Annotated in this window: 23 protein-coding genes, 1 tRNA gene and 1 pseudogene; 10 read left to right on the top strand and 15 right to left on the bottom strand. The window is 63.0% G+C overall.

Going from position 1 to position 25,376, the window contains the following annotated elements:
• Positions 1-32: 32 nt before the first annotated feature.
• Positions 33-920: an acetylglutamate kinase gene (gene argB, locus BLJAPNOD_RS00870; RefSeq protein WP_077502945.1), complete on the bottom strand. Its 888-nt coding sequence runs from the start codon at positions 918-920 to the stop codon at positions 33-35.
• Positions 921-1,076: 156 nt separating this feature from the next.
• Here argB and BLJAPNOD_RS00865 point away from each other — a divergent pair, with 156 nt between their 5' ends.
• The 4 genes from BLJAPNOD_RS00865 to msrB all read left to right on the top strand — a co-directional run bounded on the left by BLJAPNOD_RS00865 (position 1,077) and on the right by msrB (position 3,813).
• Positions 1,077-1,616 (top strand): sigma-70 family RNA polymerase sigma factor, encoded by a 540-nt coding sequence (locus tag BLJAPNOD_RS00865; RefSeq protein ID WP_115418599.1) that lies wholly within the window; start codon positions 1,077-1,079, stop codon positions 1,614-1,616.
• Complete coding sequence (locus BLJAPNOD_RS00860) at positions 1,613-2,335, top strand: anti-sigma factor (RefSeq protein WP_115418598.1); 723 nt, start codon at positions 1,613-1,615, stop codon at positions 2,333-2,335. The genes BLJAPNOD_RS00865 and BLJAPNOD_RS00860 overlap by 4 nt, the downstream gene beginning before the upstream one ends.
• A 200-nt stretch (positions 2,336-2,535) precedes the next feature.
• Positions 2,536-3,093, top strand: coding sequence for a fasciclin domain-containing protein (locus BLJAPNOD_RS00855; RefSeq protein WP_115418597.1), 558 nt, complete (start codon positions 2,536-2,538; stop codon positions 3,091-3,093).
• Positions 3,094-3,312: 219 nt separating this feature from the next.
• Positions 3,313-3,813: a peptide-methionine (R)-S-oxide reductase MsrB gene (msrB, locus tag BLJAPNOD_RS00850; RefSeq protein WP_115418596.1), complete on the top strand. Its 501-nt coding sequence runs from the start codon at positions 3,313-3,315 to the stop codon at positions 3,811-3,813.
• 46 nt (positions 3,814-3,859) lie between these two features.
• Here the strand turns inward: msrB and BLJAPNOD_RS00845 are convergent, their stop codons facing one another.
• The 6 genes from BLJAPNOD_RS00845 to rpmH all read right to left on the bottom strand — a co-directional run bounded on the left by BLJAPNOD_RS00845 (position 3,860) and on the right by rpmH (position 8,671).
• Entirely contained in the window at positions 3,860-4,399 is a 540-nt protein-coding gene (locus BLJAPNOD_RS00845; protein ID WP_077502940.1) for a DUF1269 domain-containing protein, read from the bottom strand.
• A gap of 119 nt (positions 4,400-4,518) precedes the next feature.
• On the bottom strand, positions 4,519-5,172 hold the full coding sequence (gene yihA, locus BLJAPNOD_RS00840) for a ribosome biogenesis GTP-binding protein YihA/YsxC (protein ID WP_077502939.1): 654 nt from the start codon (positions 5,170-5,172) through the stop codon (positions 4,519-4,521).
• Between the two features lie 77 nt (positions 5,173-5,249).
• A complete protein-coding gene (locus BLJAPNOD_RS00835; protein WP_115421077.1) occupies positions 5,250-6,164 on the bottom strand; it encodes a DMT family transporter in 915 nt (304 codons plus the stop codon).
• Positions 6,165-6,321: 157 nt separating this feature from the next.
• Positions 6,322-8,118, bottom strand: coding sequence for a membrane protein insertase YidC (yidC, locus tag BLJAPNOD_RS00830; RefSeq protein ID WP_077502938.1), 1,797 nt, complete (start codon positions 8,116-8,118; stop codon positions 6,322-6,324).
• Positions 8,118-8,516 (bottom strand): ribonuclease P protein component, encoded by a 399-nt coding sequence (rnpA, locus tag BLJAPNOD_RS00825; RefSeq protein ID WP_077502937.1) that lies wholly within the window; start codon positions 8,514-8,516, stop codon positions 8,118-8,120. Before rnpA ends, yidC begins: the two co-directional genes overlap by 1 nt.
• Positions 8,517-8,536: 20 nt before the next feature.
• Positions 8,537-8,671 (bottom strand): 50S ribosomal protein L34, encoded by a 135-nt coding sequence (gene rpmH, locus BLJAPNOD_RS00820; protein ID WP_077502936.1) that lies wholly within the window; start codon positions 8,669-8,671, stop codon positions 8,537-8,539.
• 386 nt (positions 8,672-9,057) lie between these two features.
• On the opposite strand from rpmH, the gene BLJAPNOD_RS00815 reads away from it, so the two are divergent.
• The 5 genes from BLJAPNOD_RS00815 to BLJAPNOD_RS00795 all read left to right on the top strand — a co-directional run bounded on the left by BLJAPNOD_RS00815 (position 9,058) and on the right by BLJAPNOD_RS00795 (position 15,300).
• Positions 9,058-11,061 (top strand): methyl-accepting chemotaxis protein, encoded by a 2,004-nt coding sequence (locus BLJAPNOD_RS00815; RefSeq protein WP_115418593.1) that lies wholly within the window; start codon positions 9,058-9,060, stop codon positions 11,059-11,061.
• A gap of 253 nt (positions 11,062-11,314) precedes the next feature.
• A complete protein-coding gene (locus BLJAPNOD_RS00810; protein ID WP_115418592.1) occupies positions 11,315-12,115 on the top strand; it encodes a TVP38/TMEM64 family protein in 801 nt (266 codons plus the stop codon).
• Positions 12,116-12,131: 16 nt separating this feature from the next.
• Positions 12,132-13,556 (top strand): FAD-dependent oxidoreductase, encoded by a 1,425-nt coding sequence (locus BLJAPNOD_RS00805; RefSeq protein ID WP_115421076.1) that lies wholly within the window; start codon positions 12,132-12,134, stop codon positions 13,554-13,556.
• 22 nt (positions 13,557-13,578) lie between these two features.
• Complete coding sequence (locus tag BLJAPNOD_RS00800) at positions 13,579-15,060, top strand: HAMP domain-containing sensor histidine kinase (protein WP_077502932.1); 1,482 nt, start codon at positions 13,579-13,581, stop codon at positions 15,058-15,060.
• Between the two features lie 163 nt (positions 15,061-15,223).
• Positions 15,224-15,300: transfer RNA gene (locus BLJAPNOD_RS00795), tRNA-Arg, on the top strand.
• 622 nt (positions 15,301-15,922) lie between these two features.
• Here the strand turns inward: BLJAPNOD_RS00795 and BLJAPNOD_RS00790 are convergent.
• The 8 genes and pseudogenes from BLJAPNOD_RS00790 to BLJAPNOD_RS36455 form a co-directional block, all read right to left on the bottom strand.
• Positions 15,923-16,354, bottom strand: a complete 432-nt coding sequence (locus BLJAPNOD_RS00790; RefSeq protein WP_077502931.1) for a DUF1810 domain-containing protein — start codon at positions 16,352-16,354, stop codon at positions 15,923-15,925.
• Positions 16,355-16,442: 88 nt separating this feature from the next.
• Complete coding sequence (locus BLJAPNOD_RS00785) at positions 16,443-17,429, bottom strand: aldo/keto reductase (RefSeq protein WP_115418591.1); 987 nt, start codon at positions 17,427-17,429, stop codon at positions 16,443-16,445.
• 94 nt (positions 17,430-17,523) lie between these two features.
• The gene (locus BLJAPNOD_RS00780; RefSeq protein ID WP_115418590.1) at positions 17,524-18,108 is read right to left on the bottom strand and encodes a YigZ family protein; all 585 of its coding nucleotides are present in this window, start codon (positions 18,106-18,108) and stop codon (positions 17,524-17,526) included.
• A gap of 339 nt (positions 18,109-18,447) precedes the next feature.
• Entirely contained in the window at positions 18,448-22,155 is a 3,708-nt protein-coding gene (gene putA, locus BLJAPNOD_RS00775) for a trifunctional transcriptional regulator/proline dehydrogenase/L-glutamate gamma-semialdehyde dehydrogenase (protein WP_115421075.1), read from the bottom strand.
• Positions 22,156-22,344: 189 nt separating this feature from the next.
• Positions 22,345-22,659, bottom strand: a complete 315-nt coding sequence (locus tag BLJAPNOD_RS00770) for a YkgJ family cysteine cluster protein (protein ID WP_115421074.1) — start codon at positions 22,657-22,659, stop codon at positions 22,345-22,347.
• 40 nt (positions 22,660-22,699) lie between these two features.
• Positions 22,700-23,506 (bottom strand): phosphodiesterase, encoded by an 807-nt coding sequence (locus tag BLJAPNOD_RS00765; protein ID WP_115418589.1) that lies wholly within the window; start codon positions 23,504-23,506, stop codon positions 22,700-22,702.
• A 126-nt stretch (positions 23,507-23,632) separates the two neighbouring features.
• Entirely contained in the window at positions 23,633-23,971 is a 339-nt protein-coding gene (locus tag BLJAPNOD_RS36460) for a tetratricopeptide repeat protein (protein ID WP_343215814.1), read from the bottom strand.
• A pseudogene (locus tag BLJAPNOD_RS36455) lies at positions 23,948-24,493 on the bottom strand (sel1 repeat family protein); the annotation flags it as partial. The pseudogene BLJAPNOD_RS36455 and the gene BLJAPNOD_RS36460, both read right to left, overlap by 24 nt.
• A gap of 231 nt (positions 24,494-24,724) precedes the next feature.
• Here BLJAPNOD_RS36455 and BLJAPNOD_RS00755 point away from each other — a divergent pair.
• On the top strand, positions 24,725-25,342 hold the full coding sequence (locus BLJAPNOD_RS00755) for a FecR family protein (protein WP_115421073.1): 618 nt from the start codon (positions 24,725-24,727) through the stop codon (positions 25,340-25,342).
• Positions 25,343-25,376: the final 34 nt, after the last annotated feature.

Genomic DNA, 25,376 nt, shown 5'->3' with positions numbered 1-25,376 from the left:
CGCTTTTTTCACGCGTCGTGGCTTGCCGTCGATCAGGGAACGATCAGCGTGCCGGCGCCGCGCTCGGTGAAGATCTCGAGCAGCACCGAATGGGCCGTCTTGCCGTTGAGGATGACGACGCCCTGGACGCCGGCCTTGATCGCTTCGATGCAGGTCTCGACCTTCGGGATCATGCCGCCGGAAATCGTGCCGTCGGCGATCAGGGCGCGGGCCTGAGCGACCGATAGTTCCTTGATCAGCTTGCCATCCTTGTCGAGCACGCCCGGAACGTCCGTCAGGAACAACAGGCGCGTGGCGTTGAGCGCACCGGCAATGGCGCCGGCAAAGGTGTCGGCGTTGATATTGTAGGTGTGTCCGTCACGGCCTGGCGCGACCGGCGCGATCACCGGGATCATTTCCGAGCGGGCAAGCAGGTCGATCAGCGTGCGGTCGACTTCGACCACTTCGCCGACGAAACCGAGATCGAGCACGCGCTCGATGTTGCTATCCGGGTCCTTGATGGTCTTGCGCGCCTTTTCGGCGAAGACCATGTTGCCGTCCTTGCCGCAAAGGCCGATCGCCCATTCGCCGGTCTGGTTGATGAGGGCGACGATCTCCTTGTTGATCGAGCCGGCCAGAACCATCTCGACGATCTCGACCGTCTTTTCGTCGGTGACGCGCAGGCCGCCTTCGAACTTCGATTCGATGCCCATCTTCGTCAGCATCGCGCCGATCTGTGGGCCGCCGCCGTGTACGACGATCGGGTTGACGCCCGACTGCTTCAACAGCGCGATGTCGCTTGCAAAGGCGCGGCCGAGTTCGGCATTGCCCATGGCGTGGCCGCCATATTTGACGACGATCGTCTTGTTCTCGTAGCGCTGCATGTAGGGCAGGGCCTGGGTAAGCAGGCGTGCCTGGATTTCACTTTCATTGGCGGACATGGCGGACCCTCGAAAAATACCGGCTGCTGTTTAACGCATGTTTCCCGTTGATGGAATGATCGGGGAGCAACATAAAACAGCAATGACGATGCACGCTGGCGGATGGCGATTTGTGCCCTATGTCCTGTCTCAAGAATGCATCGGGTCGGGTAGGCAATGATCGACGAGGAAATTTCCGGACTGCTCGGCCGTGTTTCGCTCAGGGATCGCGCGGCCTTTGCCGAGCTTTACCGGCTGACCAGTCCGAAACTTTTCGCCATTTGTCTGCGTATCCTTAGGGACAGAAGTGAAGCGGAAGAAACGCTGCAGGAAGTCTACGTCAGAATATGGCAGCACGCCGACCGTTTTTCTCCGGGCCAGTCAACGCCGATGTCCTGGTTGGCGGCGATCGCGCGCAACCGCGCCATCGACCTGATCCGGGCACGCAAACCCATCGCCAACGCGATTGACGAAGCCTATGATTTGGCTGATCCTGCTGCCGATCCGGAGAAATCGGCAGTGGTAAGAGCGGAGGGCAGGCGGATCGATGCGTGCATGGAGGAGCTTGAGGCCGATCGGGCAAACGCCGTGCGGCGCGCCTATGTCGAAGGTCTGAGTTATCAGGAACTGGCCGAAGTGTATGCTGTGCCGCTGAACACGATGCGAACCTGGTTGAGGCGCAGCCTGTTGAAGTTGAGAGAGTGCATGGAGCGATGACAGCGTCCACCCCAGACAAAGGAGACTTCCGCCGCGACGAGGTGATCGCCGGGGAATATGTGCTGGGCGTGCTGTCCGCCGACGATCGTCGCAAGGTCGAGGCTCGGCTTGCCTCCGACCGCAATTTCGCCGCCATGGTCACGCGCTGGCAGAACAACCTTTCCTCCTTCGACGAAGCCTATGATCCCGTGGCGCCGCCTGCGCGGACCTTTGCCGCGATCGAGCGCAGGCTTTTCGAAACGGCTTCGCCGGCCGCCGCCCCGGCGCGCGCGGGTATCTGGCAATCTCTTGCGCTCTGGCGCGGTCTCGCGCTCGCCTCGCTTGCCGTCGTCGCCGTGATGGGCGCGTCCATGGCGGGACTGTTTGCACCGCCTTCCGGCGGCCGTCCGCTGGTTGCCGAGATGACCGGCAAGGGCATCTCGGTCGACCTCGTCGCCCGGTTCGATCGCGAAACCGGCCATCTCCGGGTGACGCCGGTCGCCACGCGGCAGGCGGAGGAAAAATCGCTGGAGCTGTGGCTGATCAACGGCGACAACCCGGCTCTCTCCCTCGGCGTGCTGCCTCAGACCGGCGAGGGCGAAATCCTCATTGCCCCGGCGATGCGCGAGAAGTTCTCGCGCGGCTCGGTCCTCGCCGTCAGCATCGAGCCGCTTGGCGGCTCGCCGACCGGTTCGGCCACCGGCCCGATCATCGCGCTCGGCAAGGCGCGCGACCTCTAGCTCCCCACGTACTCTTCTTCTCGCGCCTGCGCCGCGTTCAGGGCGAGTTTTCGCCCGGCCGACCGACAATCTGAAAAATTCCTGAAACTCTTTTTGGAAGGCTTCCGTTGCTTGTCATGTTCCCGAGGAGGGAACGGCAGTTTCAACGGGGCGGCTTGTGTGTCGCCTCCATGACAGGTTCAACAGGAAGGAAGACTAAGATGTTCACCTCTGGGCTCCGTTCGTTCGCCACTATTGCTTTGCTGACGGCAAGCGCCGCAATCGCTCATGCCGAAAACCCGATGGTCGGTGGCGCGGCGATGTATGCGGACAAGAATATCGTCGAAAACGCCGTCAACTCGAAGGATCACACCACCCTGGTCGCAGCGGTCAAGGCCGCCGGACTGGTCGAAACCCTTGAGGGCAAGGGCCCGTTCACGGTCTTCGCGCCGACGAACGAGGCATTCGACGCCCTGCCGGCCGGCACGGTCGACACGCTGCTGAAACCGGAAAACAAGGACAAGCTGACGACGGTTCTCACCTGCCATGTCGTCTCGGCCGATGCGATGTCCTCGGCGATCGCCAAGATGGTCAAGGACGATGGCGGTGAACATGACGTCAAGACGGTCGGCGGTTGCATTCTGAAAGCCAAGGACGACGGCGGCAAGATCACGCTGACCGACGAGGCCGGCGGTACGGCCACAGTCACCATCGCCGACGTCAAGCAGTCGAACGGCGTGATCCATGTGATCGACAAGGTGCTGCTGCCCAAGGGCTGAGGTCTCTCTTCTCCGGGTCGCCGCGGCAGACACTCGCAGGCGATCCGTCGCCGGCGGTCTCATCCGTGGCGCCGGCGCCCCTGCCACCGATCGCTTGCGATCGGTGGCCTTTTCAACCGATCCCCTTCACGGCGCTTTGATCGGTCTTGTTTTGCCGCCTGACTGGCCGATGGCTATCTTCGAGCACGTCAGCGTCAGGGGCGTGAAAAGGAGGGTTCGATGGTGAACCGGCGAAACTTTCTGATCTTCGGTGGGACGCTGAGCGTGATTGCGATCGCGGCGGCAAAAGGGTTTCCGCTGGCGGCGCGCCCAGCCTCGGCCGAGACTTTCGCAGTGACCAAGACCGATGCCGAATGGCGGGCAATCCTGACGGACGAGCAATACCGGATCCTGCGCCACGAAGACACAGAGCGACCGTTCACCAGCGCACTCAACGATGAAAAACGCAAGGGTACATTCCAATGCGCCGGCTGCGCGCTCCCGGTCTACTCATCCGAAGCCAAGTATGACAGCGGCACCGGTTGGCCGAGTTTTTGGCAATCCCTTCCCGGTGGCGTGGCAACGCGCGAGGACAAGTCGCTGTTCATGACGCGCACCGAATGCCACTGCCATCGTTGCGGCGGGCATCTCGGCCACGTCTTCGACGATGGCCCGCCGCCCACCGGCAAGCGCCATTGCATCAATGGTTTCGCGCTGGCATTCGTGCCGGCGAGCGCCTGACGCTGGTCCCTGCGGGCAACGCGGCATGCCCGCAGGAAGCCGCGCTTCAGAACGTTCCGGCTTGCGGCGAAGCCGTCGTTGCGTCGGAGAGAGCCGCCTGGAGCTTCTGCTCCTGTTCGGGTGACAGCGATGTCTTCAGCACCCGACCGCGCAGGCCCGAGAATTCGGCGAGAACCTTTTCCGGCTGCACCTTGCGCACCAGGATGAACAGCGCCGAGGAGTTGTTCGGAATGGTGTTGCCCAGCGATTTGATGAAGTCGTCGTCAATGCCGTAGTCGGTCAGTGAGCCCGAAAGCGCACCGGCACCAGCGCCGAGTGCACCGCCGATGGCAAAGCCGGCAAGCGGATTGAGGAACAGGAGCCCGACAAGCCCGCCCCAGATCGAGCCGGACAGAAGGCCCGAGGTCGCCCCGATCGCGGTCAGGTTAAGGCTCTGCTTGAGATGGACCTTGCCATCCGCGTCGCGCACGACGACGACGGCGTCCTCGAGGTCGATCAGATATTCCTTCTTGAGGCCGGCGAGCTTGACGAGAACCTTGTCAGCTTCCTCAGGCGTATCGAACCCCACAACGATCAAATCGGACATGTGTCTCTCCTATCCTTGGCGCCATCGCGCAAGGAAACGCGCGACCGCACGGCAGAGATAGAGCGGTTTGCATGTCAGGGTAGTGACGGAGATCAAAGACTTGTCGGCGGTTTGCGCTCTCAGCGCGAAAGCGCAAGCTCGATCGTCGCGCGCAGCTCGTCGATGCCTTCACCCTTTTCCGAGGAAGTGAAGAGAACTTCGGGGAATGCGGCAGGATGCTTCTTGATCTTCTCGAGCGTTTCGGCGACCAGCCGGGGCACGCCGGCGGCCTTGATCTTGTCAGTCTTGGTCAGGATGATCTGGTAGGAGACAGCTGCCTTGTCGAGCAGCGACAGCACGTCCTCGTCGTTCTTCTTGATGCCATGGCGGGAATCGATCAGCACGTAGACGCGCTTCAGCGTCGCCCGACCGCGCAGGTAGTCGAACACCAGCTTGGTCCAGGCATCCACCTGTTCCTTCGGCGCCTGGGCATAGCCGTAGCCGGGCATGTCCACCAGCGCCATCGGCGGCAGGTCGCCTGCCTCGCCGGAAAAACCGTCGGGCACGAAGTAGTTGAGTTCCTGGGTGCGCCCGGGGGTGTTGGATGTGCGCGCCAGGCCCTTCTGGCCGACCAGCGCATTGATCAGCGACGACTTGCCGACATTGGAACGGCCGGCAAAGGCGATTTCGGTCGGGCCTTCCGGCGGCAGGAACTTCATCGCCGGCACGCCGCGAATGAAAATCCACGGCCGGCCGAACAGCGGCTTGTCGTCTTTTGTCTTAGTGTCGGCCATTGGTCTTCATTCCTTCGTCAAGTTGGACTTGGCTTCACGGTTTTGACGAGCGATGTCAAGCTTTCGGCTCGGCGCAGCTACCGAACCGGCCGGATTTGCTGGCGCAGGAGCTCAAGCGTCAGGTAAACCAACAGGGCGGCAAGTACGATCAATCCACCAACGATGGTATTGGTCCGCGGAATCTCGCCGTGGATGACGGCGACCCAGAGCGGCGCCAGCACGGTTTCGAGCGTGCCGAGCAGGGCAGCGAGCGCCGAGGGCAGCAGCCGCGCACCGGTGACGAACAGCGCAAGCCCAAGGCCGAAGTTGAGGGCGCCGAAGGCGACAAGGATGGCAAGCTCATTCGTCGTGACGGCAAAGCCCGAGGCTTGCGTCGCTGCAATGGTTCCGGCGACGATTGTGCCGAAGCAGGCGGCCGGCGCCATGCGCACATGGGCGTAGCGGCGGGTGATCACCGTGGCCGAGGCAAAGGCGAGCGCAATCAGCAGTGCCAGCGCATCGCCGACCGGCGAGACGCCACCGCCGATCGAATCCGAGACCATCACGACGACACCGGCGATGACGGCGGCGATTGCCGCCCAGGTGATGGCAGAAACCCGCTCGCGAAAGAGCAGCCAGCCGATGAGCGCTGCGATCAACGGCACTCCGGCCTGGATGAGCACGATGTTGGCGACCGTGGTGTAGGCGAGTGCCAGGATGAAGCTGGTCGAGGCCGTGGCGAAACAGCAGCCGACTGCAATGCCCGGCCAACCCATTTCGCGGAACAGGCGGGTCATGTTGGCGACTCCGTCACGCACCAGCATGAAGCCGATCAGGAAAAGGGTCGCGAACGTCGACCGCCAGAAGACGATCGTCCAGCCGTCGGCGATATCGAGAAACCGTGCAAGCGTGCCGCCGAAGCTCCAGACGATTGCCGAGCCAAGGACGAGCAGAACGCCGCCCGTGCGGTTTTGGAGAGCTGTCGTCGTTGAAGGGAGGGTCGACTGCGACATCGTCAGGATCCGGAGCGCGAAGGTTGAACAATAGATCGCAACGCGCGCGTGGGCACCGGTATCCGCGACAATGTCCCGTCGCAAACAGGGACAGACACAAAAAGAAAAACCCCGGACCTTTCGGTCCGGGGCCCTGCGAAGGCTCTGTCTGCCGGCGTCACTCCGCCGGCTTGGGTTTCTTCGAGAACAGGTTCTTCAGATTGTCGAACAGCTCGATCTTCACGCCCTGGCGCTTCATGATGATCGACTGCTGCAGCACCGAAAGCGTGTTGTTCCAGGCCCAGTAGATCACCAGACCAGCCGGGAACGATGCCAGCATGAAGGTGAAGACCACGGGCATCCAGGTGAACAGCATCGCCTGGGTCGGATCGGGCGGTGTCGGGTTCATGCGCATCTGCACGAACATGGTGATACCCATGATGATCGGCCAGACGCCGAGGTGCAGGAACGACGGTGCGTCGAACGGCAAGAGGCCGAAGAGGTTGAAGATCGTCGTCGGATCCGGCGCCGAAAGGTCGTGGATCCAGCCGAAGAACGGTGCGTGGCGCATCTCGATGGTGATGTAGATCACCTTGTAGAGCGCGAAGAACACCGGGATCTGCAACAGGATCGGCCAGCAGCCGGCGAGCGGATTGATCTTCTCTTCCTTGTAGAGCTGCATCATTGCCTGCTGCAGGCCCATGCGGTCGTCGCCGAACTTCTTCTTCAGCTCTTCCATCTTCGGCTGAACCTTCTTCATGTTCGCCATCGAAGCGTACTGCTTGTTGGCGAGCGGGAAGAACAGGAGCTTGACGACGATGGTGGTCGTCAGGATGGCGATGCCGAAATTGCCGAACAAACGATAGAAGTAGTCCATCATTTTGAACATCGGCTTGGTGATGAAGTAGAACCAGCCCCAGTCGATCAGGCGATCGAACTTCGGGATGGAATAGGCAGCTTCATAATTGTCGACGACGGGAACTTCCTTGGCGCCGGCAAAAACGAGGTTCTTGAGTTCCGAGGACTGGCCGGGGGCAATGGTGATTGCGTCGCTCTTGTAGTCGCTCTGGTAGCGGGCGCGGCCGTCCGTGAAGTGCGAGAAACGGGTCTCGAATGGGGTTGCCTGCGGCGGAACGACCGCTGCGGCCCAATATTTGTCGGTAATGCCGAGCCAGCCGCCGGTCGCCTTGCCGGGCTCGATCGCCTTGTCATCCTCGATCTTCGAGTAGCCGACTTCCTGCAGGCCATGCTCGCCGATGACGCCGATAAAGCCTTCATGCAGAACGTAGACGCTCGGTGTCGTCGGCTTGTTGAAGCGCGTCACGCGGCCGTAGGACGACAGCGATACAGGTTCGGCCGTATCGTTCTTGATGCTGTCGACCACCTGGAACATGTAGCGGTCGTCGATCGAGATCGTGCGGTTGAAGGTGATGCCCTTCTCGTTGGTGTAGGTGAGCGTCACCGGTGTCGCGGGCGTCAGCTTGTCGCCGCCCGAAAGCGTCCAGACGGTCTGCGGACCGGGCACGCTGCCGCTTGCCGCGTCGCCGACATAACCGATTTCGGTGAAGTAACCGTCGGTCGTCTCGGCCGGGCTGAACAGGGTGATGATCGGGCTCTGCTTGCTGACGGTCTCGTGGTAGGCCTTGAGCTTGAGATCGTCGAAGCGCGCGCCGGTCAGGTTGATGGAACCGGAAACCGCAGGCGTGTCGATCGCAACGCGGGCCGACTTCGCAAGCGCCTGGTCGCGGTTTTCGCCCGTGCCGGGAACTGTGCCGCCAGGCAGGACTTGGCCGGTCGCCGGCTGTTGCGCCGTTGCACCCGGCTGCGATTGGGCCTGCTGAGCCTGTTGGGCCTGCAGCGCTTCCGCAGCGATGCGTTCCTTTTCAATCTTCGGATTGACGTAAAGGAACTGCCAGGCGACGAGGATCAGCACGGACAGGCCGATCGCCACGAAATAGTTGCGGTTTTTTTCCATCATTGTTTCCTGGAACCGGCCGGCGGCCGCTTCTGTTTCGGCTTGTTTTCGATGCGCTCGCCAAGCCCCCGGGTCAAGGCGTCGAAGGGGGCATGCAGGAGATCGCGTCGGGCGACAATCACATAGTCGTGTCCGGGTTTCATTGCAAACCCGGCGGAAAGCCGCACCGCCTCTTTCAGGCGTCGGCGCATCCGGTTTCGCTCGACGGCATTGCCGTGTTTCTTGGTGACGGTGAAGCCGACGCGGGCTTCGCCCTCCGGATCGTTGCGGTCGAGCACTTCGAGGAGAAACAGCGGGCCTCTACGGCTTTCTCCTGCCCGAACGGCCAAAAACTGCGGACGGCTTTTCAGCCGCCCGACAGTCGTTTTGTCTTTATCTGACGTCATGTGCCCGGACACTGGTTTCGGGCAACTTCGGCTTAAGCCGAAAGACGCTTGCGGCCACGAGCCCGGCGGGCTGCGAGGACCTTCTGGCCACCGGCGGTGGACATGCGTGCACGGAAGCCGTGACGGCGCTTGCGAACAAGCTTGGACGGTTGGTAAGTACGCTTCATTTATTTAATACCGCGGTGTGCGGCCCTTCTTGGGTTTGCATGTAGCAAGGAGCGTTTACGTTCCGGACATAGCTCCGCCTGTCGGGCAGGCAGGCTTGGCCGGACGTGGGCGGCTTATAAAGGCAAATTTCCCGGAAAGTCAATCACGCGGGCCGATCCGAAAGGCAAAAGTGATCGAATCGAGGTGTCGGCGCGACCTCGATTCGCGCGCGCATGCACCACGACGCGCTATCTCAGGCTGGTAAACAGAGAGCTAACGCGCCCTCCCTAGAATGCCTGCTGTCCACGACGATCTTTATTAACCATGGATGTTTTAGCGTGGCCGCGGTGCAATAGCCGCGACCTTCCGATAACCGGGCAAGTCTCGCGGTGTCGTGGAGGCAGCGATGAAAATACGTGGTAAGATCAATCTGATCGTTGGGGTGATGAGCCTCCTGGCGATCGCGGTGACCGGCATGTCACTGTTGGTCGTTTCTCAATACAACAGCCGGTTCCATCAGTATCAGAACGCTTCAGAGCGTGCCTTCAACGGCGAGCACCTCAATCGACTGGTCACCGGCGTCGTCATGGAAGCGCGCGGGATTTACGCAGCGCCCACCATCGAAAAGGCAAAGCCCTTTGCCGAGGGCATTCTGAAGAATCTCGAAAAGATCGATGCGCTGTTTGCCGAGTGGCGCCCGCTGGTGCCGGCCGAAACGCTCGGCTCGTTCGATGCGCTGATCAAGCGCGCCGAGGAGTTCAAGGCGTTCCGCGTCGAAACCGCACGTCTCAGCCAGGAAGTTTCGCCGAAGGCGGCCAACGAACAGGGCAACAACGACGCCAACCGCGCCAACCGCAAGGCCTTCCAGGCCGAGATCGATGCCGTTGTCGAGGCGAACATCGCTACGCTCAAGGCCGTTCAGGCCGACATCGCCTCGTTCGAGCGCTCGGTCATCGTCATCATTCTCGGCATCGCCGGGCTCGGACTTGCCGTCGGTATCGGCACTGCCTTCTATATCGGCACCAACCATCTGAGCCGCCCGATCCTCGACCTGACGGGCAAGATGAAGCAACTCGCCGGTGGCGATCTTTCTGCCGACGTACCTTTTGCCGACCGCAAGGATGAGATCGGCGAAATGGCGGCAGCCGTGCAGATCTTCAAGCAGAACGGCCTTGCCGTTCGCGATCTCAACGCTCAGGAAGCGGCGTTGCGCGAAAAGAGCGCCGACCTGCAGACCAGCATTGGCGTCGTCGTCTCGGCCGCCGCCGCCGGTGACTTCACCAAGCGCATCGGCAAGGATTACGAGAACGACGATCTCAACCGCTTCGCATCGAGCGTCAACGAGCTCGTCGGCAGCGTCGATGCCGGCATCGCCGAAACGCGCCGCGTTATCGCCAGCCTTGCCGGCGGCGACCTGACCCAGAGCATGAACGGCCAGTTCCAGGGCGCCTTCGCCGAACTGCAGAAGAACGTCAACGAGACGCTGTCGACGCTGCAGAAGACGCTGCGCGAAGTGCGTGTCACCACGGACTCGATCAACGGCAACTCGTCCGAGCTTCGCTCTGCTGCCGATGACCTGTCGAAGCGCACCGAACAGCAGGCCGCCGCCCTGGAAGAAACGTCGGCAGCGCTCGACGAGATCACCGTGGCAGTAAGAAGCTCCACAGAGCGGGCGCAGGAAGCGACCGTGATGGTCAACGAAGCCAAGGAGAGCGCTGCCGAATCCGCCGCCGTCGTGCGCAATGCGGTCGAGGCGATGGGCCGCATCGAGCAGGCCTCGAGCGAGATCGGCCAGATCACCAACGTCATCGACGAGATCGCCTTCCAGACCAACCTGCTGGCGCTGAACGCCGGCGTCGAGGCGGCGCGAGCCGGGGATGCCGGCAAGGGCTTTGCCGTCGTCGCCCAGGAAGTGCGCGAGCTTGCCCAGCGTGCTGCAAGTGCGGCCAAGGACATCAAGTCCCTGATCTCGAAGTCCGGCTCGGAAGTGGCAACCGGCGTCCGGCTCGTGCAGGAAACAGGCTCGGCGCTTGGCGAGATCGAAGAGCGCGTGCTCAAGATCAACGACCATATCCACTCGATCGCCACGGCCGCCCGCGAACAGTCGACCGGCCTTGGCGAAGTCAGCACCGCCGTCAACCAGATGGACCAGGTCACCCAGCAGAACGCCGCCATGGTGGAAGAGGCCAATGCCGCGACCCACAAGCTGTCGGCGGAAGCCAACAACCTTGCGAGCCTGATCGCCTACTTCAAGCTCGACGGCACTGCGGCTGCGCGCACGATCGCACCGGCGCGGGAAACCAGCCGCCCGGTGGAATCGCCCGCGCGTCGGATGATGGGCAACGTCGCCCGCGCCTTCAGCGGCGGATCCTCGGCTGCCGTCGCCAGGGACAACTGGGAAGAGTTCTGATCGGCGCGGCGTAGTCGTCGCGCAATGAACTGAACAATGACGCCCGCGGACGACTGACGTCTCCGCGGGCGTTTTCCGTGGATAAACGGCGATCAGGGTGCCGCCGCTGCGGCAACTGCTTTCGTCTCACGGCAACGTGAGTTGTCTTGCCGGCCCGTTCACGCTGACGTTTTGCGACGCGACCATTCGTTATTGGTCCCCGGTGCGAATTGCCGTTACTGCAAGGACAGAGTTTTCCAAGAAACGAAATCACATGTACCGAAGCGCCACCAACAGGCCCGGGGATGCCGGTCCACCGCCGCCGGAGGCGCTTGACGAGGGCACGCCCGAAGACCGGGGCAGGATCGCGTGGCGGCTGGTGCTGTTGGCGCTTCTTGTCGCCGGCGGTTTCGCCTCCTACGCCTTCGGCCTTCAGCGTTATCTGTCGCTGAGTGCACTCGTCCACCACCGCGAGGTGTTGCGTCTCTATGTCGAAGCCTATCCGGTCCAGGCGGCCGGTCTGTTTTTCCTCGTCTACATCGCGGTCGTGGTCTTTTCGATCCCGGCTGCTTCGGTCCTGACGATCTTTGCCGGCTTTCTCTTCGGCTGTGCTGGCGGCGGGCTTCTCGCAGTGGCCGCCGCGACGCTGGGCTCATGCCTGCTGTTTCTGGCAGCCCGCAGCATGTTCGGCGATCTCTTGCGCCGGCGGGCCGGACCATTCCTCGCGCGCTTTGCCGACGGGTTCTGCCGCAATGCGTTTGTCTATCTTCTCGTGCTGCGCCTGGCGCCGATCTTTCCGTTTTTCATTGTTAACATCGCACCGGCCTTCTTCGAAGTGAGATTGAGGACGTTTGCGATCGCCACCTTGATCGGTATCGTCCCCGCCACCTTCGCCTATGCCTGGCTCGGTGGCGGGCTCGACGAGGTGATCGCGCGCGCGGCGGCCGCCGGTCGCGAGCTGTCTCTGTCGGATTTTGCAACGCCGAAGCTGACCCTGGCGCTCGTGGCGCTTGCGCTCATTGCGGCGTTGCCACTCGCCTTCAAGCGGGTATGGTCGCGCCGCAAGGCTGTTTGAAGTGTATGGGGCAGGCGTGGCGAAAGTCATCAATCCGGATATCTGCGTGATCGGTGGCGGTGCCGCCGGACTTTCCGTGGCGGCCGGTGCCGTCGCCTTCGGCGTTCCGGTGGTCCTGATCGAGCGGGGCTCGATGGGCGGCGATTGCCTGAACCATGGGTGCGTGCCGTCGAAGACGCTGATTGCCGCTGCCAGGCACGCCCAGACGATCCGCACGGCCGGCCGGTTCGGCCTGACGGCAAGCGAACCTGCGGTCGACTATGAACGCCTTCATGCCCGCATTCATAAGGTCATCGCCGGCATCGCCCCGCACGACAGCGTCGAGCGCTTTACCGGCCTCGGCGTCGAAGTACTGCAATCCTCCGCCCGGTTCGTCGATGAAAACACCGTTGCAGCGGGCGACCACCTCATCCGCGCCCGGCGGTTCGTGATCGCGACCGGTTCGTCTCCTGCGATTCCCGATATTCAGGGCCTCGACAAAGTGCCGTTCCTGACCAACGAAACGCTGTTCGATCTGACCCGGCTGCCGGCGCATCTGTTGATTGTCGGTGCAGGTCCTGTTGGCATCGAGATGGCACAGGCCTATCGCCGGCTCGGTGCCGAAGTCACTGTGATCGAAAGCCGACGGGCGCTATCGGGTGCCGATCCGGAACTGGCCTCGATCGCGATTGCCGCCCTTCGCGCAGAGGGCGTGGTCCTGCACGAGGCAACGACGATCCTGGAGGCCGTGCAAAGTGGCGGTCGGATCGTTCTGCGATGCGAGAATGGCAGCGGCGCTTTCCAGCTCGAAGGCAGCGATCTCTTGATCGCCGCGGGCCGTCGACCGAACCACGCATCGCTCGGCCTTTCTGCAGCCGGCATAGACCACGGCGCCAAGGGCATAGAGGTCGGGTCGAACCTTCGCACCAGCAATCGCCGCGTCTATGCGATCGGCGACGCTGCCGGTGGGCTGCAGTTCACCCATGTGGCGAGCTACCATGCGCGGCTCGTGCTGCAGCAGCTGTTGTTCCGGTTGCCGGCGCGGGAACACCGGGCGATCGTGCCGAAGGTCACCTACAGCGATCCTGAGATCGCCGAGGTCGGATGGAGCGGGGCCGAGGCGCGGGACAAATGCGGCGCCGTCGAGATCATCAGGACCGATCTAGCCTTGAGCGATCGCGCTCGTACGGACGGGGTCGAAGCCGGTCTGGTCAAGATCGTCGTCGGCCGCCGTGGACGCATCCTTGGAGTCGGGATTGCCGCCCCCGGTGCGGGCGAGCTGATCAGCATGTGGTCGCTCGTGGTCGCCAACGGCATGACGCTCAAGCAGGTCCGCGGCTATGTCGCACCCTATCCGACCCTTTCCGAGATTGGAAAACAGGCGGTCATCTCCTATTATGCGCCCTTGGCGAAGAATGCCGTCGTGCGGTCCGTCATCAGGGCCTTGCGGGTTTTCGGCTGACGGACAGGGAATTTTCGGAACGATGAGCGAAGAGGCGCAGCCGACGACGGTGAGGGAAGCGCCGCGGGCCGCCGCGGGCTTCTTCCGCGGGCTCTCGGGCAAGCTTTTGCTTTTGACGATCGCTTTCGTCATGTTGGCCGAAGTACTGATCTTCGTGCCTTCGGTTGCCAACATGCGCATTCGCTGGCTGCAGGATCGGCTGAACACGGTTGCTGCCGCCGCCGTCGTCGTCGACGGCCTGCAGAATGTCGAGCTGCCGCGAAACGTCCAGGACGACACGCTGATGGCGACGGGGACAAAGGCAATCGTCATTCGCCGCAAGGACGCCTCGCGGATGATCGCCGCCGCCGATATGCCCTCGGAGATCGACGGCGAATACGACACCGCCGATTTCACCGCCTTTGCGGCGATCCGCGATGCCTTCGATACGCTGCTGTTCGGCGGCAAACGGGTGGTACGCGTTTATGGGCCGCTCGGCGAAAGCGACGCGGTGATCGAGCTGGTCATGGCCGACGCCAGCCTGCACAAGGCGATGCTCGTCTATTCCCGCAACGTCTTCTTCCTGTCGATCATCATCTCGCTGATCACCGCGACCTTGATCTTCCTTGCGATCAACCGGATGCTGATCGTGCCGATCCGCCGGATGACGGCGAGCATGCAGGAATTCTCGAACGATCCCTCCAACCCGGCGCGCGTGCTCGTTCCGCCAGAGGGGCGCGACGAACTGGCGGTCGCCGGCCAGCATCTGGCCAGCATGCAGCGTGAGCTGCAGAAGACGCTGAAGCAGCAGAAGAGCCTCGCGGAGCTCGGTCTCGCCGTGTCGAAGATCAACCACGACATGCGCAACATCCTGTCGTCGGCGCAACTGATCTCCGACCGTCTCGCCGATGTCGACGATCCCGTCGTCAAGCGCTTCGCGCCGACGCTCTTGCGTGCGATCGACCGCGCCGTCGGTTATACTCGTGAGGTGCTCTCGTACGGCCGTACGACCGAAGCCGAACCGCACCGTCGTTTCGTCGCCTTGAAGCCGCTGGTCTCCGACGTTGCCGAACTGCTGTCCATCGATCCGCAATCCGGCATCGAATTCCAGATCCAGGTGCAGGACGATCTCGAGGTCGATGCCGACAGCGAGCAATTGTTCCGGGTGGTGCACAATATCTGCCGCAATGCCGTCCAGGCCCTGACGAATCACGAGGCCGAGGATGGCCGGCCGCGAATTGTCAGCGTTTCGGCGATGCGCATGGGCAGCGTCGTCACGATTTCCGTCGACGATACCGGTCCCGGCATGCCGCCGAAGGCGCGCGAGAACCTTTTTGCCGCTTTCCGCGGCTCGGCGCGCTCCGGCGGCACGGGTCTCGGGTTGGCGATTGCCCGCGAATTGGTGCTCGCCCATGGCGGCACCATAGCGCTTGTGGAAAAGCCGACGCCGGGAACGCTTTTTCGCATCGAATTACCGGATCGCCCGGTGCCTCTCGATGCATTTCGCTCCAAAGCCCGCCACTGAAAGGGTTTGCGGCGAAAGTCGCGCGCCGATTTCGCCGCGGGAATCCACAGCTTCAGACCCTGCCGTCGTAAAAATGAAATTTTTTGCCGAACGGCGCTTGCAATCCCCGAAAGTTCCCTTTAGAGAACCGCTCACGCAAGCGGTTTGACCGCTGCAGGCGAAAGCACCCGTAGCTCAGCTGGATAGAGCACCAGACTACGAATCTGGGGGTCAGGAGTTCGAATCTCTTCGGGTGCGCCATTCTTTTCAAGATCTTAGCAGTCCAAGTGCTAGCGCCGCAAGGCGCGGCGCCGGCGCGTTAGCGCCTGTGGTTCTGCCAATCTTCCACCATGTCTACCTCTCCAAGCCTTTCCACTTGAGCGGGATACGCCTTTCGGTTGGCGGGCAAAAACGCCTGTGACAATCATATGTTTATTAGTATAATGTAATTTAAAACGACGCCGTTTGCGTCGCACCTGTGGAGGGGTGGGACGAAGCGATCCGGAGGTGTCTGCAGCAGCCGGAAGAGGAGGCGTCCTCACATTTTTTTGAAACCCGCGTGTGAAAAACAACCGGCCCGATTCCCATATAGGAGGGAGGCGGTTCGCTGCTGCATTTTTCCTCGCATTGCCATCGATCGGAGAGGAAAATCGTCCAGCAAGTTTGAAGCGTTGCGGAGCCGTCGCGCATAAAGCTTGTCGCGCGGGACCGGAGTCGAAAGGGGGTGCCCGGTGTATCGTTACATGATGAAAGAGTTGTTGGTGATTGTTGCCGGGCTTTCCGTCTGCGCGTTCGTGGTCCTGTTCTTCCTCGCAAGCGCCGCCCACGGCGTCTGACGGGACCAGTGGAACCCCCCGCGTGCGCTGGCGCATGCGTGCCGCGATCACGAAGGCTGGCCGAGCAGGCCGAGCGTCCGCCGATCCATTTCCCCCGCGAAGTAAAGATCGAGCGCCTGGTCGAAGACGCTGCCGGGGGCTGAGGCCTTCGAAAACAGTGTCATTGACGAGCGAAACTTCATGTCGTCAGGGCTTGAGAAGATGTCGTGTGCCGAACGGCTGGAAATTCCGTTCACGGTCTCGGTGCAGTCGATGAGCCTTGGCCCGAGGATTGGGTGGGCGAGGTAGGCCCGAGCCTCCGCGAGCCCCGAGATGGCATAGCGCTGGGTCATGGGCGAATGTCCGAGGCCGGCGAGCTGAGGGAAGACGAACCACATCCAGTGGGTCTCCTTGCGGCCGCGCCGCAGCTCGTCGAGCGCCGCCGCGTAGTTGCGGCTCTGGGCGTCGACGAAGCGCTGCAGCGTGAAAGGGTCGGTCATGGTCCCTTCTTTCGCCCTGGCGCGTCTGTGGGCCCGCCAGAGCCATGTCAATTGCCGCGGTCATGCCCATTGGCCGCCGCGGAGCGTCCTACCAGCGATGATGAACATGAACCTTGACCAGCCGCTCGTAAAGCGCAGCGATCGAGGCCTTGGTTTGCTCGTCGATGGCGGACAGAGCGCTTGCCGCCGCATTGGATTGCGCCTGTGCCTCATTGCGGGCGCCGGGGATGACGACGGAGACCGCCTCCTGCTCCAGGATCCAGCGCAGCGCAAACTGCGCCATAGGCACGCCTGCGGGCACCAGCGGGCGGAGCTGCTCGACGGCGTCCAGCGCCACCTCGAAGGGCACGCCGGCAAAGGTCTCGCCGACATCGAAGGCTTCGCCGTGGCGATTGAAATTGCGATGATCGTCGGCGGCAAACGCCGTGTCGCGGCTGATCTTGCCCGACAGCAGCCCGGAGGCGAGCGGCACGCGCACGATGACGCCGACATTCTTCTTTTTCGCTTTCGCGAAGAACAGGTTCTGAGGCCGCTGGCGGAAGATGTTGTAGATGATCTGGACGGTGGCAACGCCGGGATACTCAATCGCCTTCAGCGCTTCCTCGACCTTCTCGACCGAGACGCCGTAATGGCGGATCTTGCCCTTGGTGATCAACTGGTCGAGCGCGCCGAACAGGTCTGGGCGATAGTAGACCTCGGTCGGCGGGCAATGAAGCTGGACGAGATCCAGCGTTTCGACGCCGAGATTGGCAAGGCTGCGATCGATGAAGGCTTCGATGTTGGCGCCGGTATAGCCTTCGGTCACGTGCGGGTTCAGCCGGCGCCCGGCCTTGGTGGCGACGAACGGTTTTTCTCCGCCGCGCTCCTTCAGGACCGCGGCGATGATCTTCTCTGAGCGGCCGTCGCCATACACGTCTGCGGTGTCGACAAAGGTGACGCCGCTGTCGAGTGCTGCGTTCAGCGCCCGCTTGCCGTCCGCTTCGCTGACGTCTCCCCAGGAGCCGCCGATCTGCCATGCGCCGAACCCGATCTCGGAAATCGTCGCGCCCGTCTTGCCCAGAACTCTTTCTTTCATGCTGACCATCTCCTTGGCGAATCTGTTGTCGGATTGAATATTATTCAGTTTGTCGGTCGTTTTTATGATGATTTGGCCGGCAAAGGGAAGCCGATCAATCGTCGGTCGCTATGACCGCACGCCCGCGGCTGAGGTCGGTGACCATGGCAAGAATGCCGTCCGCCTCATCCTTGCGCATGTCGACCGTCATCACCGGTCCCTTGTCGGTGAAGCTTTCGCCGACGAGCGTCACGTTGCGGGCAAGAAGGCGCGCCTTGATCAGCGCAAGGTCGGCAAAGTCGCAGGCGATGGTGGCGCGCACGGTCTCGATCATCTCGATCTTCTCGGCTGCCCGCAGGCAGAGCGCGGCCGTGCCGCCATAGGCGCGCATCAGGCCACCGCTGCCAAGCAGGATGCCACCGAACCAGCGGGTGACCACGACGGCGACACGGTCTAGCGACTGGCCGTCGATTGCCGCCAGGATCGGCTTGCCCGCGGTGCCGCTCGGCTCGCCGTCGTCATTGAAGCGATACGCCTGGCCGATGCGCCAAGCCCAGCAATTGTGGTTGGCGGTCGGGTCCGAATGCTCCGCGAGGAAAGCCTTTGCCGCCTGCTCGTCAGGCACGGGGGCGCAGATTGCCAGAAACCGGCTCTTCTTGATTTCCTGCGTCGAGGTTTCCGTGCGCTTGAGGGTGAACATTCGCTGCTTCCGTTTGCTCAACGCTGATAACGGATTGTGCGCATTGGTGCCACCCATGGTTCGGCTTGGTCCGTGTGGCGGTGGCACATCAGCGCCCGCACCCCTGTGCTCGTCATAGGGGTCCAGCCACAGCGCGTTCGCGCTGCAGAGGAATCAAACCGGCCGTCATGTAGATGTCTTGGTCTTCGGGCGCCACGGACGTGGCACCGCTGGCTCCCTGTGACACGCACAAGAATGCAACCGCCGTCAAACGTTCAGGTCGCGGGGAAGAGAAGGCGGACCGAGTGCCTCTCCCCGCGTGCGGGGAGAGGCGTCGTCGATGTTAGGTCACTATCGCGCTCAGCCGATTGCCATCAGGCTGGCGTTGCCGCCGGCAGCTGCCGTGTTGATCGAGGTGGAGACCTCTTCCAGGAGCCAGTTGAGGCAATAGGCGTCGGGGTTGCGACCGATCTCGTCGGTCGATGCCGCCTGGACCAGGACCAGCGGACCCGGCAGGCCGGCGATGACCTTGCTGACCTGACGGACGCGCTCGCCGTCGCCTTCGACCAATGCCCCGGCAAAAGGACCGTCGGCAGACCAGTCCTTCGACCAGGACAGCCGGATGGAAACACTGGCCGGCAGGCTCTTCAGCGACGACTGCAGGCCGGATGCCGCATCGATGACAACGGTGTTTCCGGTCGCAAGCGCCGCGCCGAGCTGGCGGTAGAGGCCGGTTTCGGTCGCCGGCACCAAAAGCACGCGACCGCGCGGGTGAAGCGCATAGAGGTTGCGCTCGCCAACCGGACCTGGAAGCTCGGAGATGAGGCCGAGGGCCGAGTTGCTGCCGGCGGTGCGGGCGGCTTCCGCCTCTTCCTTGGCATCCTTGCCGTCGAGCCACTTGGCGAAGTCGAGCAGCGCCGGATCGGTGTGCACGGAGCTATGCTGCGGCGGTACCGGCGCAGTCGCGACGAGGCGGCCGAGATAGAGCGGGCCGCCGGCCTTCGGGCCGGTGCCGGAGAGGCCGCGACCACCGAACGGCTGCACGCCGACGACGGCGCCGATGACGTTGCGGTTGACGTAGAGGTTGCCGGCCTTCACTCGGGACGTGACATGGGCAATGGTCTCGTCGAGGCGGGTGTGCAGGCCGAAGGTCAGACCGTAACCCGTCGCGTTGATATCGTCGATCAACCGGTCGAGATCGTCGCGGCGATAGCGGATGACGTGCAGGACGGGGCCAAACACTTCGCGCTTGAGGTCGGCGAGCTTTTCGAGCTCGACGATCGTCGGCGGCACGAAGGTGCCGAGGCCGGTTTCGGATGCGAGACCGATCTGCTCGACCTTGCGGCCCATGCCGCGCATGGTTTCGATGTGTTTCTCGATGATCCCTTGCGCTTCCGCACTGATAACCGGGCCGACATCGACGGAAAGCTTGTCCGTGCGACCGATCTTCAACTCGTGCAGCGCGCCCTTGAGCATCGCAAGAATGCGGTCGGCGACTTCTTCCTGCAGGCACAGCACGCGCAGTGCCGAGCAGCGCTGGCCGGCGCTATCGAAGGCCGAGGCGATCACGTCGCCGACGACCTGTTCGGCAAGCGCCGAGCTGTCGACGATCATGGCGTTCTGGCCACCGGTTTCGGCGATCAGCGGTATCGGCCGGCCCGACGGCGACAGCCGGTCGGCAAGCTGCGCCTGGATGAGCCGCGCGACTTCGGTCGAGCCGGTGAACATGACGCCGGCAATTTCAGGGGCGGCTACCAGCACCGCGCCGATGCGGCCGTCGCCGGGCAGCAGTTGCAGCGCGTCTGTGGGAATGCCGGCTTCGTGCAGGATGCGCACGCCTTCGGCGGCGATCAGCGGCGTTTCCTCCGCCGGCTTTGCCAGCACCGGGTTGCCGGCGACGAGTGCCGCGGCAATCTGGCCGGCAAAAATCGCCAGCGGGAAGTTCCACGGGCTAATGCAGACGATCGGGCCGAGCGCCTTGTGGGCAGGACCGAGCGTGCGGCGGGTCTGTTCGGCGTAGTAGCGCAGGAAGTCTATCGCTTCGCGCACTTCGGCAATGGCGTTCGGCAGCGACTTGCCGGCTTCGCGCACGATCAGGCCGAGCAGCGTCGGCATGCGAGCCTGCATGATATCGGCCGCCCGCACCAGCATGGCCGCGCGCTCTGTCGGCGACACCGCCGACCAGCTCGAGGCGGCTTTCGAGGCAAGGCTTGCCGCCTGGCGGGCGTCGGCTTCCGACGTCTCGGTGACGGTCCCGACAATGTCGCGGTGATCGCCGGGGTTGAGAACGGGACGGGTCTCGCCGGATGCGGGGCCGGTTGCCAGCTGCGGGACCGCGCGCCAGTCGATGGCAGCGCTTGCCTGCAGTGCCTCAGTCAGCGATGCGAGCGAGGTTTCGTTGGAAAGGTCGAGGCCGCCGGAGTTCGGACGAGCATCGCCGAAGAGGCCGACGGGCAGCGCGATCTGCGCATGCGTCGCGCCGACGACGGGCATGGCGCGCACGATGTCGACGGGATCGGCAACCAGTTCGTCGATCGAGACCTTGGGGTCGGCGATGCGGTTGACGAAGGAGGAGTTGGCGCCGTTTTCGAGCAGGCGGCGCACCAGATAGGCAAGCAGCGTCTCGTGCGTACCAACAGGCGCATAGATGCGGCAGGGACGGTCGAGATTACCCTTGCCGACGACTTCGTCATAGAGCGGCTCACCCATGCCGTGCAGGCACTGGAATTCGTACTTGCCGACCTGGAAGTCCTTGCCGGCCAGTTCGTAGATGGTGGCGAGCGACTGGGCGTTGTGGGTGGCAAACTGCGGAAAGATCACGTCGGTTGCCGCCAGCAGCTTGCGGGCGCAGGCGATGTAGGAAACGTCGGTGTAGATCTTGCGGGTGTAGACGGGGAAGTCTTCGAGACCGTCGAGCTGGGCGCGCTTGATCTCGGCGTCCCAATAGGCGCCCTTGACCAGGCGCACCATGACGCGGCGCTTGGCGCGGCGGGCAAGGTCGATGATGAAATCGAGGACGAAGGGGCAACGCTTGCCATAGGCCTGGACCACGAAGCCCATGCCGTCCCAGCCGGCAAGATCCTTGTCGAGGCACAGCTCTTCGAGCAGGTCGAGCGACAGCTCGAGGCGGTCGGCCTCCTCGGCGTCGATGTTGAGGCCGATGTCGTATTTCTTGGCGATGACGGCGAGCGCCTTCACCTTCGGCAGCAGCTCTTCCATGACGCGGGTCGCCTGCGCGCGCACATAGCGCGGATGCAGCGCCGAAAGCTTGATGGAGATGCCGGGACCTTCGTAGATGCCGCGTCCGGCCGATGCCTTGCCGATGGCATGGATCGCCGTTTCGTAATCCTTGTAGTAGCGCTCGGCGTCGGCGGCCGTGGTCGCAGCTTCACCCAGCATGTCGTAGGAGTAGCGGAAGCCCTTCTGCTCGAGCGCGCGCGAGCGGCGCAGCGCCTCGTCGATGGTTTCGCCGGTGACGAACTGCTCGCCCATCATGCGCATGGCCATGTCGACACCACGGCGGATCACCGGCTCGCCGCAACGGGCGATCAAGCGCGTCAGTGCTGCCGAAAGGCTGCGATCATTGACGGTCGACGTCAGCTTGCCGGTGACAACAAGACCCCAGGTCGCGGCGTTGACGAACAGCGAGCGACCGCCGCCCAGATGCGACTTCCAGTCACCATCGGCGATCTTGTCGCGGATCAGCGCGTCGCGCGTCGCTTTGTCCGGAATGCGCAGCAGCGCCTCAGCCAGGCACATCAGTGCCACGCCTTCCTGGCTCGACAGGGAATATTCGTGCACCAGACCTTCGACGCCGGAACCCTTGTGCTTTGCCCGAAGCGCTTCGATCAGTTTGCGCGCAGTCCGTGCGGCTGCCTTCTGCGTCTCTGCCGGAAGCGTAGCAGCTTCGACGAGCGACGGCAGGGCTTCGGTCTCAGGACGGCGATAGGCGGCGGTAATCGCCTGGCGCAGCGTGCTCTGCGCGCGGATCGGCGGTGCGAAATCGGCAAAGGGTGCCGGGGCCTGATCGGCTGTTGGGCTGGATTTGTGAAGCTGGTTCTGGCTCATCGAACGCGGTCCTTTGGAAGGCGGTGACAAGGCGCAATGCGCCCTGGATATCGTGGGCAGAAAATACGCGTCGTTGCGCCGAACATCCATCCGGCAAATTCGATCTATCTCAGAATGTTTCACTATCGCAGCGCCATTAAAGCGGTGGGAATGCGGAATGTACGCGTGGGCGCCGGATGATCCGAAGTCTTATGCGGCTTGCCCGAAGTGCCGTTCGCGCGCCATCAGACACTCGTCGTCGCCGGGCATGCAGGTGCGACAGACGATCGGCCTCACCGCGTAGATCTTGCAGGAGACATGCACACCCAGCTTGCCGCCGAGCGCTGTGCAACGGTCGTCCTCGCAACGCATGCCGCCGAGATCGGCCGCGACATACTCCTCCGGTATCAGATCGAGTTCCTCATCCGTCTCCATCGAGAAACGCGGCCAGTCGGAGGAGTAGGCGCAGCAGGCGCCGCAGCTCTGACAGTCGAGGATTTCATCGGTCGCGGTGGTTTTGGTCATGGCCCAACCTAGCATGAAGGCCGGCCGGCCGAAATGCCCCTCAGGCGATGGCGGCGTCCCTGCGGGCGATTTCATAATCTTCGGTGTGAACGAGCACGCCGTCTCTCGTCACCACGGCAATGCCGTAGGCGGCGGGTTCATCGACCGAGAGCGAGGCATCCGGCGCATCGAACGGCATCGGCTGCTGGTGCACAGGGCTTTTGAAGACGGAGAAGGGTATGCCACGGCTGGAACCACTGATCGTGCGATGCACATGGCCGGCGAAGATATGGCGCACATTGCCGTGCTTCTTCGCCAGCGCATAGAATTCCACCTCGTTGACCAGGCGGATCATGTCCATGCCGGTAAAGCCGGTCGCGTGTGGCGGATGATGCATGAAAATGAGAACCGGCCTGTCGCCGGCGACCGCCAATTGCCGGTCGAGCCAGGCAAGGCGTTTATGGCACAACAGGCCAGCATGGCTATTTGGGTAGTCGTAGGGTGGCGCAAACAGCGTGTCGAGCAGGATCGCCCGGCAGTCGTCAAAGTCGATCGCCTGCTGCACGAAACCATCGTCGTCGGTCACAGCGTCGGCAAACACGTCCAGGAACACGTCGCGCCGGTCGTGGTTGCCGACCATGATCGCCGCGGGCGGGCTCAATTGATCGACAAGGGTTTTCAATCGCTCGTAGGAGGCACGATCGGCATAGTGGGTGAGGTCGCCGGTGAAGATCACCCGATCGGCATCCGCATGATAGCGGTTCACATGCGCGATACCGTTGGCGAGCCGCTGATAGGGATCAAGGCCAATGATGGTCGCGCCTTCGGGCACCATGTGCAGATCGGTAAAGATAATCAGCTTCGTCATCGCATTTCCAGCAAGGGGGTGATCCCGCTCAGGCTGTCGTGCGGTCGGCTGCGCGTCAAGCTGCATCTTTGGGTGGGATTTGCCGATCCATCGTGGGCCGACCCTTTCGGGTCGGCCCACGATGGATCACTTGATGCGGCTCGTCTTGTCGAGCATGGCCGTTTCGAAATCGCTGGCGCTGCTCAGTTCGGCGACCTTGCGCTCCGCATAGGCGTCACCTTCGGCCGCGGCCTTGCGGAAGACGGCGCGGGCTGCGGGCAGATCCCTGGCAACACCTTCGCCGGTTTCCAGCATCAGGCCGAGATTGACCATGGCGTCGGCATTGCCGCGCTCGACGGCGAGGCGATAGAACCGGTCGGCTTCGGCATTGTCTTCCGGCACCAGCCTGCCTTCATCCAGAATGACCGCGAGATTGAACGCCGCGACGTCATCGCCGGCGAGCGAGGCGCGTTCGAACCATTCGATCGCAAGCCTGCCGTTTGCAGCCGTGCCCATGCCGTCTCGATAGGCGACGCCGAGATTGTAGGCGGCAAGGATGTTGCCGGCTGCAGCGGCTTTCTGGTTGAGCGCGAACTCGGTCTTGGTGTCGCCCTGTTCGCCGACAAACACCGCATAGTTGGTCATGGCCAGCGCATGGCCATGGTCTGCCGCTTCGCCAAGAATGCGTTGCGACTGGATCTTCTGACCGGCCTTGTCGAGAACGCGCGCCAGCTGGAACGCGGTGCGGGCGCCGGCGTGCTGGTTGTAGGCCTCGCGGCAGGCCGAAAGGGCGATGCCGATCTTCAGGTCTTCGGTGGCCACGGCCGGGTAGGCCTGATTGCGCTGCAGATCGAAGATGCTGCCCGCCTCGCGGTCGCAGATGTCGGCGGCCGAGAGATCGGCGGCACGCGCGGAGGGGAGTGCGATCGCTGCCAATGCCATGAAGCTGACGATGGCAAGAAGCAAGGCGTTGAAGATGCGAATGCCTGTTTTGCGCTGGTTTTCCATGGTGCTCTCCCGTCTCTTGAGGGCAAGTTAGCGTCATGGGTTCCAACTGCCTGTTCCGGCGGGAACAGCCGGATTGGGAGGGCTCTGGCGAAATGACAGACATTGTCGAGCAGACCACCAGAGGCCTGCGGCTTGTTTCCTCCGATATCGGGGATATCCTCCACGAAAGTCGGACGCTCGAAGGCGCGACCACGTCGAACAGGGAGAAGGACCATGAAGGACCGGGAGCCGATGCGGCAGGTGCTGGTGAAGAGGCGCGTCGTGGTTGGCGGCCTGTTGCTGGCCGCCATGGGCGGCAGCGTCGTCCCGGCGCTGGCGAGCCCTGCGATCGGCAAGACGACCGAAATCCGTGGCGACGTTCGTCGCCGGCAGGCGGAAAAGGAAGACGCTTTGGCCGTTGGAGCGCAGCTCTTCGACAACGACCATGTGCGCACGCAGGCCGAGAGTTTTGCCACTCTGGTGCTGGGTGCCGACACCCGCGTTCTGCTGGGTGCTGAGACCGATCTGCTGGTCGATCGTTTCATCGCCGGTCAGGGCGGGACACTGGAACTGGGCACCGGCCGAATGGTGTTCGACCGCCCCGAAGGGCTGCCCAAGGTCGATGTTGCCGTCAGGACCGCCTTTGGCATGATCGGCGTTCGCGGCACCAGGTTTTTCTGCGGCCCAAGCAAGGTCGCCTTTGCCGTTTTTGTCGAGCATGGCAGCGTCGCGGTTGCGGCGGGTGGTGTCACGCAAATTGTCGCCGCAGGACAGGGCGTCGAGTTCAAGCAAAGAGGTGATGCGCCAAGCGACCCGGTCAACTGGGGACAGGCGCGGATCCGCGAGGCCTATGCCAGCGTCGGGCTGTAGGCGCGTCTCAGGTATCTCCGACGGAGCGCTTCAC

Origin of the sequence: Ensifer sp. M14 (genome assembly GCF_003355565.1) — a bacterium.
Lineage (GTDB): Bacteria > Pseudomonadota > Alphaproteobacteria > Rhizobiales > Rhizobiaceae > Ensifer.
This window is presented reverse-complemented; position numbering and strand designations above follow the sequence as displayed.

Excerpts from the sequence above, each read along its gene's own strand:
- argB (WP_077502945.1), bottom strand. The coding sequence starts at position 920 with ATGTCCGCCAATGAAAGTGAAATCCAGGCACGCCTGCTTACCCAGGCC.
- BLJAPNOD_RS00865 (WP_115418599.1), top strand. The coding sequence starts at position 1,077 with ATGATCGACGAGGAAATTTCCGGACTGCTCGGCCGTGTTTCGCTCAGG.
- BLJAPNOD_RS00860 (WP_115418598.1), top strand. The coding sequence starts at position 1,613 with ATGACAGCGTCCACCCCAGACAAAGGAGACTTCCGCCGCGACGAGGTG.
- BLJAPNOD_RS00855 (WP_115418597.1), top strand. The coding sequence starts at position 2,536 with ATGTTCACCTCTGGGCTCCGTTCGTTCGCCACTATTGCTTTGCTGACG.
- msrB (WP_115418596.1), top strand. The coding sequence starts at position 3,313 with ATGGTGAACCGGCGAAACTTTCTGATCTTCGGTGGGACGCTGAGCGTG.
- BLJAPNOD_RS00845 (WP_077502940.1), bottom strand. The coding sequence starts at position 4,399 with ATGTCCGATTTGATCGTTGTGGGGTTCGATACGCCTGAGGAAGCTGAC.
- yihA (WP_077502939.1), bottom strand. The coding sequence starts at position 5,172 with ATGGCCGACACTAAGACAAAAGACGACAAGCCGCTGTTCGGCCGGCCG.
- BLJAPNOD_RS00835 (WP_115421077.1), bottom strand. The coding sequence starts at position 6,164 with ATGTCGCAGTCGACCCTCCCTTCAACGACGACAGCTCTCCAAAACCGC.
- yidC (WP_077502938.1), bottom strand. The coding sequence starts at position 8,118 with ATGGAAAAAAACCGCAACTATTTCGTGGCGATCGGCCTGTCCGTGCTG.
- rpmH (WP_077502936.1), bottom strand. The coding sequence starts at position 8,671 with ATGAAGCGTACTTACCAACCGTCCAAGCTTGTTCGCAAGCGCCGTCAC.
- BLJAPNOD_RS00815 (WP_115418593.1), top strand. The coding sequence starts at position 9,058 with ATGAAAATACGTGGTAAGATCAATCTGATCGTTGGGGTGATGAGCCTC.
- BLJAPNOD_RS00810 (WP_115418592.1), top strand. The coding sequence starts at position 11,315 with ATGTACCGAAGCGCCACCAACAGGCCCGGGGATGCCGGTCCACCGCCG.
- BLJAPNOD_RS00800 (WP_077502932.1), top strand. The coding sequence starts at position 13,579 with ATGAGCGAAGAGGCGCAGCCGACGACGGTGAGGGAAGCGCCGCGGGCC.
- BLJAPNOD_RS00790 (WP_077502931.1), bottom strand. The coding sequence starts at position 16,354 with ATGACCGACCCTTTCACGCTGCAGCGCTTCGTCGACGCCCAGAGCCGC.
- BLJAPNOD_RS00785 (WP_115418591.1), bottom strand. The coding sequence starts at position 17,429 with ATGAAAGAAAGAGTTCTGGGCAAGACGGGCGCGACGATTTCCGAGATC.
- BLJAPNOD_RS00780 (WP_115418590.1), bottom strand. The coding sequence starts at position 18,108 with ATGTTCACCCTCAAGCGCACGGAAACCTCGACGCAGGAAATCAAGAAG.
- putA (WP_115421075.1), bottom strand. The coding sequence starts at position 22,155 with ATGAGCCAGAACCAGCTTCACAAATCCAGCCCAACAGCCGATCAGGCC.
- BLJAPNOD_RS00770 (WP_115421074.1), bottom strand. The coding sequence starts at position 22,659 with ATGACCAAAACCACCGCGACCGATGAAATCCTCGACTGTCAGAGCTGC.
- BLJAPNOD_RS00765 (WP_115418589.1), bottom strand. The coding sequence starts at position 23,506 with ATGACGAAGCTGATTATCTTTACCGATCTGCACATGGTGCCCGAAGGC.
- BLJAPNOD_RS00755 (WP_115421073.1), top strand. The coding sequence starts at position 24,725 with ATGCGGCAGGTGCTGGTGAAGAGGCGCGTCGTGGTTGGCGGCCTGTTG.